Source organism: Luteibaculum oceani (assembly GCF_007995015.1).
Lineage (GTDB): Bacteria > Bacteroidota > Bacteroidia > Flavobacteriales_D > Luteibaculaceae > Luteibaculum > Luteibaculum oceani.
The window spans coordinates 267,688-279,258 of record NZ_VORB01000003.1 but is presented as its reverse complement, the minus strand read 5'-3'; the positions used below and the strand labels follow the sequence as shown (position 1 = coordinate 279,258).

General features: G+C 39.9%; 14 protein-coding genes. 9 read left to right on the top strand and 5 right to left on the bottom strand.

All coding sequences use genetic code 11. From position 1 onward, the window contains the following. Positions 1-10 precede the first annotated feature (10 nt). Together FRX97_RS04640 and mutY are read right to left on the bottom strand one after the other, a co-directional pair. Positions 11-445 carry a single-stranded DNA-binding protein gene (locus tag FRX97_RS04640; protein WP_147013884.1) on the bottom strand — a complete coding sequence of 145 codons (435 nt, stop codon included), beginning with the start codon at positions 443-445 and terminating at the stop codon, positions 11-13. A 53-nt stretch (positions 446-498) separates the two neighbouring features. After that, complete coding sequence (gene mutY, locus FRX97_RS04635; RefSeq protein WP_147013882.1) at positions 499-1,551, bottom strand: A/G-specific adenine glycosylase; 1,053 nt, start codon at positions 1,549-1,551, stop codon at positions 499-501. A 107-nt stretch (positions 1,552-1,658) separates the two neighbouring features. Here mutY and FRX97_RS04630 point away from each other — a divergent pair, with 107 nt between their 5' ends. From FRX97_RS04630 to arsC, 6 genes are all read left to right on the top strand, one after another. Then, complete coding sequence (locus tag FRX97_RS04630) at positions 1,659-1,946, top strand: HU family DNA-binding protein (RefSeq protein WP_147013945.1); 288 nt, start codon at positions 1,659-1,661, stop codon at positions 1,944-1,946. Then, complete coding sequence (locus tag FRX97_RS04625; protein WP_147013880.1) at positions 1,943-2,416, top strand: tetratricopeptide repeat protein; 474 nt, start codon at positions 1,943-1,945, stop codon at positions 2,414-2,416. Before FRX97_RS04630 ends, FRX97_RS04625 begins: the two co-directional genes overlap by 4 nt. Before the next feature lie 189 nt (positions 2,417-2,605). Continuing rightward, a complete protein-coding gene (locus tag FRX97_RS04620; RefSeq protein WP_147013878.1) occupies positions 2,606-4,150 on the top strand; it encodes an Rne/Rng family ribonuclease in 1,545 nt (514 codons plus the stop codon). A 33-nt stretch (positions 4,151-4,183) separates the two neighbouring features. Continuing rightward, the gene (locus tag FRX97_RS04615) at positions 4,184-4,669 is read left to right on the top strand and encodes a regulatory protein RecX (RefSeq protein WP_147013876.1); all 486 of its coding nucleotides are present in this window, start codon (positions 4,184-4,186) and stop codon (positions 4,667-4,669) included. Then, a protein-coding gene (gene prfB / locus FRX97_RS04610) for a peptide chain release factor 2 (protein WP_147013874.1) occupies positions 4,663-5,746 on the top strand; the annotation gives its coding sequence in 2 pieces (ribosomal slippage) (positions 4,663-4,725 and positions 4,727-5,746; 1,083 coding nt in all). The genes FRX97_RS04615 and prfB overlap by 7 nt, the downstream gene beginning before the upstream one ends. Position 5,747: 1 nt before the next feature. Next, positions 5,748-6,095 carry an arsenate reductase (glutaredoxin) gene (gene arsC / locus FRX97_RS04605; RefSeq protein ID WP_147013872.1) on the top strand — a complete coding sequence of 116 codons (348 nt, stop codon included), beginning with the start codon at positions 5,748-5,750 and terminating at the stop codon, positions 6,093-6,095. A 1-nt stretch (position 6,096) separates the two neighbouring features. On the opposite strand, the gene FRX97_RS12250 is transcribed toward arsC, so the two are convergent. Further along, on the bottom strand, positions 6,097-6,270 hold the full coding sequence (locus FRX97_RS12250) for a hypothetical protein (RefSeq protein ID WP_170227021.1): 174 nt from the start codon (positions 6,268-6,270) through the stop codon (positions 6,097-6,099). 68 nt (positions 6,271-6,338) lie between these two features. Between FRX97_RS12250 and fumC the strand changes: the two genes are divergently transcribed. Further along, the gene (fumC, locus tag FRX97_RS04600; RefSeq protein WP_147013869.1) at positions 6,339-7,730 is read left to right on the top strand and encodes a class II fumarate hydratase; all 1,392 of its coding nucleotides are present in this window, start codon (positions 6,339-6,341) and stop codon (positions 7,728-7,730) included. A 50-nt stretch (positions 7,731-7,780) separates the two neighbouring features. On the opposite strand, the gene FRX97_RS04595 is transcribed toward fumC, so the two are convergent. Both FRX97_RS04595 and FRX97_RS04590 read right to left on the bottom strand, forming a co-directional pair. Further along, positions 7,781-8,854, bottom strand: a complete 1,074-nt coding sequence (locus FRX97_RS04595; protein WP_147013867.1) for a mannose-1-phosphate guanylyltransferase — start codon at positions 8,852-8,854, stop codon at positions 7,781-7,783. A 37-nt stretch (positions 8,855-8,891) separates the two neighbouring features. Continuing rightward, positions 8,892-9,497 (bottom strand): SprT-like domain-containing protein, encoded by a 606-nt coding sequence (locus tag FRX97_RS04590; protein ID WP_147013865.1) that lies wholly within the window; start codon positions 9,495-9,497, stop codon positions 8,892-8,894. A 194-nt stretch (positions 9,498-9,691) separates the two neighbouring features. Between FRX97_RS04590 and FRX97_RS04585 the strand changes: the two genes are divergently transcribed. Both FRX97_RS04585 and FRX97_RS04580 read left to right on the top strand, forming a co-directional pair. Continuing rightward, positions 9,692-10,432 carry an MlaE family ABC transporter permease gene (locus FRX97_RS04585; protein WP_223266564.1) on the top strand — a complete coding sequence of 247 codons (741 nt, stop codon included), beginning with the start codon at positions 9,692-9,694 and terminating at the stop codon, positions 10,430-10,432. Further along, a complete protein-coding gene (locus FRX97_RS04580) occupies positions 10,429-11,187 on the top strand; it encodes an ABC transporter ATP-binding protein (protein ID WP_147013861.1) in 759 nt (252 codons plus the stop codon). The genes FRX97_RS04585 and FRX97_RS04580 overlap by 4 nt, the downstream gene beginning before the upstream one ends. Positions 11,188-11,571: the final 384 nt, after the last annotated feature.

The following is an 11,571-nucleotide window of genomic DNA, read 5'->3' as shown; positions in this document are numbered from 1 at the left end:
GAATTAAAATTTAAAATGGAAGGTCATCATCTTCACTTACTTCAGTAACCTCAACAGCCTCTGCAACAGGGGCACTTTCATTACTTGGTTTCGGTGATTGATTTCCGTCCTGGTTTCGGTTGCCTAAAATAGTAAAATACTCAACTTCAACCTCGGTAATATAGCGGGTTTGCCCCTCTTGATCTTGGTAGCTATTGTTACGTAGCTTCCCCTCGACATAGATTTGGGTACCCTTGGTTAAATTTTTCTCAGCCCTTTCAGCTAAGTTTCTCCACATGGTAATATTGTGCCACTCGGTGCGGTCATTCCAATTACCATCTTTGGTTTTGTAACTCTCATTGGTTGCTAGGGAAAACTTAGCGAGTTTAGACCCATTGGAAAGGGTTCTTACCTCGGGGTCTTTTCCCAAGTTTCCAATTAAAATTACTTTGTTTACTCCTGCCATATGCAAAAAGTTTTAGGGGTTAATACTATAATAAGATAGGAAAAAATATTCAGCTATTTATGCATTTGATCGTTTATAAGGGCTAAACAATCACTGATTAATTTCGGTTTGGGTAGCTCTAAAAAATCCTTTAATGACACCCTCGAATAATCGTTCGACAAAGGTACTTCCTTACATGCTATCAACCACAAATTTGTCTTAATTGTTTGGTGGGAAAGTTTGTGATCCTTAAGTTGAAATTGGACCATTTCTTTTCCTTCAAGTAAATGGGGTTCGGCCACTACATTGGTTTTGTCAACGGCTTCTTCTGGGAAGTCGTACATCCCGAACCAGATGTCTTTTTTATTGGTTCTTTTTTTAACCAACAACATATCATTTGAATCTATATAGGCGAAGTAATTTATAACGCGGTCTTTTACCTTAGTTTTTTTCAATTTTAGGGGGCGAGATTCGGCTTTTCCATCCAACTTACTCTCACAATAATCGCTAACAGGGCAATTGGGGCAATCTGGATTTTTCGGTTTACAGATCAGGGACCCGAGCTCCATCATTGCTTGATTATGGTTTCCTGGTGTTTCGTTCTCGAGCAGTGAATCGGCCCTTTCTTGAATTATTTTTTGGGTAGTTCCGGTGGTCGCATCCTCGTCGATGGCAAAAAGTCGGGTTATTACCCTAATAACATTTCCATCAACTACAGCTTTTTGCTGCCCAAAGCATATAGATGCTATGGCTGCTGCAGTGTATGGACCAATTCCCGGTAACGATAGCAAGGATTGGTAGTTACCTGGGAACTCTCCATGGAATTTTTCTACCACCATTTGGGCACATTTTCTAAGGTTTCTGGCTCGAGAGTAATAACCCAAGCCTTGCCAGGCTCGCAAAACAGTTTCTTCTGGTGCTTTGGCTAGGTCGTAAACAGTTGGGAAAAGCTCTATAAACCTGAAATAATATGGCATTCCTTGTTCTACTCTGGTTTGTTGAAGAATAATTTCAGATAACCAAACGTTATAGGGATTCTTGGAAGATCGCCAGGGTAAATCGCGCTTGTTTTTTAGGTACCAACTGCATAGGGTCGATGAAAAATTTAGGTTCGAATGACTTTTCATGAAAAAAGTAGAATTATAGAGCTGATTTAAAGTGCGTTAACTGAAAAAGCGTATCTTCGCACCCCAAAATTAAAAAAGGTAGGAGTTTGGATTCGGAGAAAAATAGCATGACAAAAGCGGATTTGGTGAACGAGATTTCTGACCAAACCGGTATCGAGAAAATAGCTGTACAAACGGCAATTGAGGCTTTCATGAATTCTGTAAAGGGTTCACTAGAGGAGGGTAAGAACGTATACCTTAGAGGTTTCGGTTCTTTCGTGGTAAAAAAGAGAGCACAAAAAACGGGTAGAAATATTGCTAAGAATACGGCAATTATTATCCCTGAGCATCATGTGCCTTCATTTAAACCGGCAAAAACTTTTGTCGATTCTGTAAAGAATAAAGTTAAGTCTTGAATAACTCCATCCTTAAAATAGGTGCATTAATTTTTTGCGTTGCTATTGGTTTAGCTATTTACTTTTTGCCTGCTACTCCAAAGACCAACCAGCAAGTTAATTCACTTGATGAAAAGGTAAGTAAAGCTGTTGCTTTGGTTCAGTTTGGGAATCAACCTATGGCTGGAATTAAATTGCTTCAAGAGGTTGTGGCGGAGGATCCTAAACACTTGGAAGCGAATTATCAGTTGGGTTTATTTTCGGTGCAATCGCAGCAATGGGAAAAAGGAGTAAACAGATTTAACACGGTTAAAGAAGTAGGTGGATTTGATAAATACGAAGATGCCTATTACTACCACGCCTTGTGTTACGCAAGTATAGATAGCCTAGAGAGGGCTAAATCGATTTTGACTGAGGGTCTTGAGGTGGCTCAAGATTCTACTTTAAGAGAAACTTTAAACCAGTTTAGAAATACAATTATTAATCTTTAAAATTTAAAGCTATGCCAAGCGGAAAGAAAAGAAAGAGACATAAGATGGCTACGCACAAGCGTAAGAAAAGACTACGTAAAAACCGTCACAAGAAGAAGAAGTAATTTTTTGCTTTTGATGTAGTAATACAGGTTAGCCGGGCAGACTCAATGTTCCGGCTTAAGCTGTTTTAACGCAAACTTTAAAGACGTGACTTACGATTTAGTAATCGATTCCGGTCATGGTGAAGTAGAAATTGCGTTATTAAAGGATCAAGTGCTTACCGAGCTTCACAGCGAAAAAGGCAGTGAGAAGTTCTCGGTGGGTGATTTGTATTTGGGTAGAGTTAAAAAAGTGGTACCTAGTTTAAATGCCGCTTTTGTTGAGGTAGGTTACGAAAAAGATGCCTTCCTGCATTATCTCGATCTCGGCCCAATGTATCGTACCTTTAATAGCTTTACGCAAAAGGCACAAAAGGGAAAATTAAACACCCATCTACTCGAGAATTTTCCGGAGGAGAATGAAATTGAAAAAGAGGGAAAAATTACTGATGTAATTTCTTCTGGAGATAACATCCTTGTGCAAGTTGCTAAGGAGCCCATCTCAAACAAAGGACCTAGGCTAAGTTGTGAAATAACACTTGCCGGTAGATATATTGTTCTGGTTCCTTTCTCCAACAAAATCTCTATTTCTCAAAAAATAAGAGATTCCCAGGAGCGAGATAGATTAAGAAGGTTGATGCAAAGTATCCGTCCGGATAATTTTGGTGTCATCATAAGAACCGTGGCGCAAAAGAAAAAGGTGGCCGAACTGGATGCCGATTTGCGCGATTTGGTGGCGAGATGGAAAAAAACTTTCGAAAATCTGAGGAATGCCAAAGCCCCAATGAGGGTGCTCGGCGAGATCAATAAAACATCTGCTATTCTGAGAGATTTATTGAATGCCGATTTTAATAGCATTCAAGTAAATGATGATGCGCTTTACGATCAAATTAAATCTTACATTAAGAAAAAGGCTCCTGAAAAGGAGAGTATCGTAAAACACTATAAAGGAAGTCTGCCAATTTTTGAGCAATTCGGAGTTCATAAGCAGATTAAAGCTGCTTTTGGGAAAAAAATCATGCTTAAAAGTGGTGCCTATTTGATTATAGAGCATACCGAGGCCATGCACGTGATTGATGTGAACAGTGGAAACCGTTCATCATCGGAAAATCAAGAGCAAAACGCCTTGGAAACTAACATGGAATCCGCCGAAGAAATAGCTAGGGTTATTCGCCTTAGAGATATGGGTGGAATTATTTGTGTAGACTTTATCGATATGATGGAAAGTGCACATCAAAAGAAGCTTTTTGATAAGCTTATTGAGTGCATGAAACCCGATAAGGCTAAGCATCATATTCTACCTCCAAGTAAATTCGGAGTTGTGGAAATTACCCGTCAAAGGGTAAGGCCAGAAATTGAGATTAACACCTCAGAGTCTTGCCCAACATGTAACGGAACGGGTGAAATACAACCTTCTGTTTTGTTTGCAGAAGATATTGAAACAACCCTTGCGTACCTTATGCAAGAGTATAAACCAAGTAAAATTCGACTTAGGGTTCATCCTTATATCGAGGCTTATTTGAAAAGGAATTTATTTAAGTTTCAAAGAAAATGGTTCTCCATGTATAAGCTTTGGATTAAAATTATTCCAGACACTACATTGCCATTTTTGGTTTATAAATTCGAAAATGCAAAAGGCGAGGTACTAGACTAAAGGTCTAGCTATCCACCTAAAAATATTTTTGTCGTGGCTGCACTTAGAAAGTATACGAGAGCAGAGGCCATCGCCAAATTAAAATCCTTATGCCGCAGACGCGAAGTATCGCAAAAACAAGCGATAGAAAAGCTCTGCGGCTTTGGTTTTTCTTATCACCAAGCCCAAGAAATGCTTCCCGAATTGCTATCGGGAGGATTTATTGATGAAGGACGCTATGCAAGTGCCTACGTTCATGATAAACTGTTTCTTTCTTTCTGGGGTCGTATTAAAATCAATCAAAAACTCAGGCAAGAAGGTATTTCAAATCATACCATTTCTTATGCCTGGAAGAGATTCTCCGAGGAAGAATATTTAAAGTGTATCGAGAAAGCAGTTGAAATGCATGCTCCTAAATATCACCCCGAATTATCCTTTGATAACAAACAAAAAATGATTCGATTTTTAGAGGGCAGGGGATACGAAAAGCCATTAATTTTGGACACCATCCAATCATATATAGAGAACTTAGCATGTTAACAAACGAACAGATCACGGATCTAGAAGGACGCCTGGAAGCGTTAAGGGGGTATCTTTGACATCCCTGGAAAAAAGGAAAAAATAGCCGAGCAAGAGCAATATACACAAGATCCAAATTTTTGGAACGATCCAAAAGCCGCAGAAAAAACACTTAAAGACCTTAAGGTTTTGAAGCAATGGGTTGAGGATTTCGAAAAATTGCAGGCGGCTATAGAAGATTTAAAGGTTCTCCAAGATTTCCATAAGGAGGGGGAGGCAAGTACCGATGAAGTAGAGGAACAAGAGCGGATTACTACCGAACTGATGGAGGAGGTAGAGCTTAAAAAAATGCTAAGCGCTCCAGAAGATAACCTTCCTGCCGTATTGCAAATTACAGCGGGTGCTGGTGGTACAGAAAGTTGCGATTGGGCTTCTATGCTTCTTAGAATGTATCTGATGTGGGCCGAAAAAAATGGCTACAAGGTAAAGGAGTTAGATTATCAGGAAGGTGATGTAGCAGGTGTAAAATCGGTAACGCTAGAAATAGATGGAGATTTTGCCTTTGGATACCTTAAAGGTGAAAATGGAGTTCACCGCCTGGTGAGAATTTCTCCTTTCGACTCCAACGCCAAACGACACACCTCATTTGCTTCTGTTTATGTCTATCCCTTAGCCGATGATAATGTTGAAATCAACATCAACCCGTCGGATATTGAGTGGGAAACCATGCGTTCTGGAGGAGCAGGGGGACAAAACGTAAACAAGGTAGAAACCGCAGTTCGCTTGCATCACAAACCTTCAGGTATTATAATAAAGAACCAAGAAAGCCGCTCGCAACAAGATAACCGTCAGAAAGCGCTTCAAATGCTTAAGTCGCAGCTATATGAAATTGAAATGCGAAAGCGTAGGGAAGCCAAGGATGAAATTGAAGCGGGTAAAATGAAAATTGAGTGGGGGTCTCAAATTAGAAATTACGTTCTCCACCCTTATAAGCTCATTAAAGACGTTAGAACAGGGGAGGAAACCTCTAATGTTGACGACGTTTTAAATGGGGCGCTCGATCCATTTTTAAAATCATTTTTAATGCACTTTTCGTAGTATGGAAAAAGTAATCGTATATCACAATCCAAGATGCAGTAAATCACGAGCTGCATTGGCTTTTTTAGAAGAGCAAAACCAAGAGGTTGAAGTAATTGAATACCTAAAAGAACAGCCAAGAAAGTCCGACTTTAAAAAGGTATTGGCCAAGCTAGATATGCCCGCAAGCGATCTTGTAAGGAAAAATGAGGCCTACTTTAAAGAAAAGCTAAAAGGATTAAGTCTGACAGAAGAAGAGTGGATAGATACCATGTTGGCAAATCCTAAACTTATTGAAAGACCTATAGTAATAAAAAACAACAAGGCGGTTGTTGCCCGCCCTGCTGATAAAATTTTAGAAATTCTCTAACCTATTCGGATACTACTTCAGTGGCTTCTTCTTCAGTGTTTTTGCCAGTAAGCTTCTTAAGCTTATCAGCAGCACTGATAGTAACCCAATAAGGTATAGCTACTCCGAAAAGGAAAATTAAAATCCAAAATGCCATAGTGGCAAATAATAAAAAGGCGTAAAAACCGAATTCCATGCCGTTACAATGTATTCGTTAATTTCGCCAAAAGTAACAATTTATCCATTCCAAAAGCTTAGTAATTCATGGAATTTAGAACAGAGTTCGACACCATTGGTCCAGTAAAGGTGCCCGCAGACAAATATTGGGGTGCCCAAACCGAAAGATCTAGAAACAATTTTAAAATCGGTCCTGCGGCTAGTATGCCCATGGAGGTGGTTTATGGCTTTGCCTATTTAAAGAAGGCAGCAGCTCATGCTAACTGCGAGTTAGGAGTGCTTGATGAAAAAAAGAAAGACCTTATTTCTGCCGTTTGCGATGAAATTCTGGAAGGTAAGCTAGATGATCAGTTTCCACTAGTAGTTTGGCAAACTGGATCGGGTACACAAAGTAACATGAACGTTAATGAGGTGGTAGCCAATAGAGGTCATGTTATTAACGGTGGAGCCCTTACTGACGAGAAAAAGGCTATTCACCCTAACGACGATGTAAATAAGTCGCAATCGTCTAACGATACCTTCCCGACGGGAATGCACATTGCCTGTTACAAAAAGGTGGTTGAGGTTCTAATTCCAGCGGTTGAACGCTTGAGAAATGTGCTCGATCAAAAGGCAAAAACCTTCGATAACGTTGTTAAAATTGGTAGAACGCACCTGATGGATGCCACACCATTAACCGTAGGGCAAGAAATTTCAGGTTGGGTATCTCAATTAGATCACGCTCTAATTGCTATTAAAAATACCTTACCACATTTAGCTGAATTAGCGTTAGGTGGAACTGCAGTAGGAACAGGAATTAATACTCCAAAAGGATATTCAGAATTAGTCGCAAAGAAAATTGCCGATTTTACAGGACTTCCTTTCGTTTCGGCAAAAAATAAATTCGAAGCACTTTCTGCGCACGATGCCATCGTTGAAACCCATGGAGCACTGAAGCAATTAGCTGTTTCTCTTATGAAAGTTGCTAACGATGTGCGTTTGTTAGCTTCAGGGCCAAGATGTGGAATTGGTGAGTACATTATTCCTGCCAATGAACCTGGATCTTCAATTATGCCGGGTAAAGTAAATCCAACTCAAAGTGAGGCGGTAACCATGCTTTGTGCTCAAGTTATCGGTAACGATGTTGCAGTTACAACGGGTGGAATGAATGGACATTTCCAGCTAAACGTATTTAAGCCTATGATGGCGTATAACCTTCTTTGGTCTGCTACGCTTTTAGCCGATGGATGCGATTCATTTAACGAGAACTGTATAGTAGGATTAGAGCCAAATGAGAGAAGAATTAAGGAAAACCTAAATAATTCACTTATGCTGGTTACTGCTCTTAATACCAAAATAGGGTATGAAAAGGCAGCAAAAATTGCAAAAACTGCTCACGAAAACGGAACTACGCTTAAAGAAGAGGCCGTTAATCTGGGATACCTTAACGAAGAGGAATTTGATCAATGGGTAGATCCTTCTAAAATGATTGGGAGATAATAGTACCCAACCTATTTAAATTAAAAAGGAGGCTTTTTAGCCTCCTTTTTTTATACCAACTTTTTAGATTTTACATCGGCGAGAAACTGCTTTATTCGTTGTTCCTCTTTTTTCTTACAAACTAAAAGCACTCCATTACTTTCCACTACAATGTAGTCCTTAAGCCCTTGGAGAACAACTAGCTTATCTTGGGGTACACTCACCATGCAACCTTCGCTATCGTACATCTGGACTTTCTTTCCAACTATGGCGTTTTTATCCTCATCTTGTTGCACATGGCCGTATAAACTACCCCATGTACCTAAATCGCTCCAACCGAAATCGGATAATACTACCGAAACATTTTTGTCATTTTCCATAATACCGTAGTCAATGGAAATATTTGTACAGTTTTGGTAGATGGATTCTATTGCCTTTTCCTCCTCTGGTCCAGCGAACTTACTTTCTTCGTCGGCAAAAAGTTGAAACATCTCTGGAAGATGTTGCTCAAATCGCTGTAGGATGTCATTAACGGTCCATATAAAGATTCCAGAATTCCAGTAGAAATCGCCGCTTTTAATAAAGCTCTTTGCTAGCTCCAAATTAGGCTTTTCAGTAAAGGTTTTTACTGGTTTTATTTCTCCTTCCTTGTCTCCATCTTTAAATTGGATATAACCATATCCCGTGTCGGGTCTTGATGGCTTTATACCCAAGGTAACTAAGTCGTGACTTTGTTCGGCGTGTTGCATTCCCTTCTCGATTATTCTCGAAAATTCGTTTTCATCCATGATTAAATGGTCACTAGGCGCAACAATCATGGTAGCGTCTTTGCACTGACTTTTAATATGCATTGCGGCATACGCAATACATGGAGCCGTATTTCTTCGGCTAGGTTCGCATAAAATATGGGCCTCCTTCATTTCAGGAAGCTGCTCTGCAACAAGACTTTTGTAGGCACTATTTGTAACTACAAGTATGTTTTCTGCAGGGATGGTTTTATTAAGTCGGGAAAAAGTTTGCTGAATAAGAGTCTTTCCAGTTCCCAAAACGTCGTGAAACTGCTTGGGGAAGGCGTCGGTACTCATGGGCCAAAAACGGCTTCCAATACCACCCGCCATAATTACGGCATAATGATTTTGCCTCATGATGTGATTTCAAAAAATTTGGTGCAAGTTTATGAAATTAAGCCCTATTGGCGGGGATTATTTCCACTCTACATGCTCCATTTATTCTGAATTTTCTCCCAGTGTTTAACTCACAACACAAAATGTAGGTGCGCAATTTTTTAATGCGTTTAAAGCTTCTTAACCTAAAGGTAAACTCCGTTCCGTCATTTAGCTCTTTTAGGGTCGGTAAATTGGGGTTTTCTGCTGGATTGGTATAAAATTGCCTCAATGAGGGGCTCGAAAAAGTTGTGGCCTTTGGATTTTTAAAATAGCGCTTTAATGGATCCTCCCATTCTTCTGGAAAAAAAGATTGAAAATGTTGTTCGAAAAGTGATTTGAAATTCATTTTCCATTCTTTTCCATGCGGTGCAACAGATCGTCCATGTTCCAACCACGTAATGTGATGTGCAAATTCATGTATCCACACAAGCAGGGCCACAAATAAGTCAAGGTTTTTATTGAGTGTTATGTTGGCCCTAGGTTCAAATTCATTGGATGGTCGGTAGTCTCCTAATTTAGATCTTCGGTTTCCAACCCAACGTGTTTCAACGCGGGGGAAGCGTTTTTCTATTTCCGAAATTTTAGCTCCAACTTCTTCGGGAAATCTGTCCTTCCAATCCATACTTTATTCAGAAATTTCCCATTTAGGGCAGGTGTTGCACTTTTTCTTTTTGCGTTTACCCGATCCACAAGAAATTAAAGAGAAGGTAATCACGACAAACACACAAATCGATACAACATTTTTTAAGGTCAGTTTCATAGGGTAAAATTAAGAATTAGCCTTCAAAACTATACATTTGCTCAAGAGCAATCATGATAGCATTACTAACACATTTTGGAAGCTATTTTATGCTTATTAAAAGCGTATTTAGGCGACCACAAAAGGCTAGAATATTTTTTGAGCGTGTCCTTCAGGAAGTGGATGCGCTTGGGGTAAAGTCTACAGGTATAGTGGCCTTGCTTTCCTTTTTTATGGGGGCCGTTATTACCCTGCAAACGGCAACTAATATTGACAGCCCTTTAATTCCTCTCTATACAGTTGGTTTTGCTACAAGGCAATCGGTTATCTTGGAGTTTGCACCTACCATTATTTCCCTAATTCTCGCAGGTAAGGTGGGGTCAAATGTAGCCAGTGAGATAGGAACCATGAGGGTTACAGAGCAAATTGATGCGCTGGAGATTATGGGGGTTAACTCCGCTAGCTTTTTAATTCTTCCAAAAATTACTGCAGCCATTTTGATCAATCCTTTCCTCATAATTATGAGCATGTTTCTCGGTATTGGAGGAGGGTGGATAGTAAGTATAGGCACAGGGATAGTTTCTTCCCAGGATTACTTTACAGGGGTTCAGTTAGATTTTAAGCCATTTACGGTGGTGTATGCTTTGATTAAAACCGTGGCATTTGCTTTTGTAATTACTTCCGTATCAAGTTACCACGGGTACTTCACTAGGGGAGGAGCGTTAGAAGTAGGTGTTTCGTCCACCAAAGCAGTAGTATACAGCAGTATTCTTATCCTTATCCTCAATTATGTGTTAACCCAAATGCTACTTATATGATTGAAATTAAAGGGTTATATAAGTCTTTTGGCGATGCAGAGGTACTGAGAGACATCAACCTTAGCTTTAAAAAGGGTAAGGTGAATATGATTATCGGTCAGAGTGGATCGGGTAAGTCTGTTCTGACAAAATGCACCGTTGGCTTGCTAAAACCAACCGAGGGTGAGGTTTTATACAATGGCAAAGACTTCTTTAAAATAAGTGAGGACGAAAGACGAGAGATAAGAAAACAAATGGGGATGCTTTTCCAGGGTTCCGCTTTGTTCGACTCTATGTCGGTTTTAGAGAATGTTTTGTTCCCACTACGGATGTTTTCCGATGCCAGTACGGAGGAAATAATGGACCGGGCAATGTTTTGTCTCAAACGGGTTAAAATAGCTGAGGAGCGTATTCATCTTTTTCCAAGTGAAATAAGTGGGGGAATGCAGAAAAGGGTTGGAATTGCCAGGGCGATCGCCATGAAACCGGCTTATCTGTTTTGCGATGAACCTAACTCTGGACTAGATCCCAAAACATCTATTGTAATCGATAAATTAATTCAGGAAATCACTTACGAGTACGATATCACCACCATAGTAATTTCACATGATATGAATTCAGTAATTGAAATTGGAGATCATATCCACTTCCTTTATAACGGTAGTATGTGGTGGGGTGGAGATAAAAGAGATATCCTTACTACTCAGAATAAAGAGGTTAATGATTTTGTCTATGCTTCATCTTTCATGGCTGAATTGAAGGAAAAACTTCAATAGGGTATACCTGTTTTTGTTTTCCTACTCCGCTTGTCGGATTGCAAATCCAACAGGGCGTCCGTTGGAGCTTGGATTGGGTAGATTTGGTATGAGGTTTTCGAATTAGGTAGTAATTAGAGTTCTCCGCTATACTCCGCAGTGAGGCGCCGCTGGATTTGCAATCCAGCCGAGAGGGCTTAAGTCTATAACCCAGTAAAGTTTATATTTTATGTGTGCTCTGCTTGTCGGATTGCAAATCCAACAAGGCGTCCGTTGAGGATGGGCTTGGGTAGATTTGGAAGGAGATTTTCGGGTTAGGTAATAATTAGTATTCTCTGTTAAACCCCGTAGCGAGGCACCGCTGGATTTGCAATCCAGCCAAGAGGGCTTATTAATTTTTTAGTT

Coding starts and splice junctions, on each gene's coding strand:
- FRX97_RS04640 (WP_147013884.1), bottom strand. CDS start 445: ATGGCAGGAGTAAACAAAGTAATTTTAATTGGAAACTTGGGAAAAGAC.
- mutY (WP_147013882.1), bottom strand. CDS start 1,551: ATGAAAAGTCATTCGAACCTAAATTTTTCATCGACCCTATGCAGTTGG.
- FRX97_RS04630 (WP_147013945.1), top strand. CDS start 1,659: ATGACAAAAGCGGATTTGGTGAACGAGATTTCTGACCAAACCGGTATC.
- arsC (WP_147013872.1), top strand. CDS start 5,748: ATGGAAAAAGTAATCGTATATCACAATCCAAGATGCAGTAAATCACGA.
- FRX97_RS12250 (WP_170227021.1), bottom strand. CDS start 6,270: ATGGAATTCGGTTTTTACGCCTTTTTATTATTTGCCACTATGGCATTT.
- fumC (WP_147013869.1), top strand. CDS start 6,339: ATGGAATTTAGAACAGAGTTCGACACCATTGGTCCAGTAAAGGTGCCC.
- FRX97_RS04595 (WP_147013867.1), bottom strand. CDS start 8,854: ATGAGGCAAAATCATTATGCCGTAATTATGGCGGGTGGTATTGGAAGC.
- FRX97_RS04590 (WP_147013865.1), bottom strand. CDS start 9,497: ATGGATTGGAAGGACAGATTTCCCGAAGAAGTTGGAGCTAAAATTTCG.
- FRX97_RS04580 (WP_147013861.1), top strand. CDS start 10,429: ATGATTGAAATTAAAGGGTTATATAAGTCTTTTGGCGATGCAGAGGTA.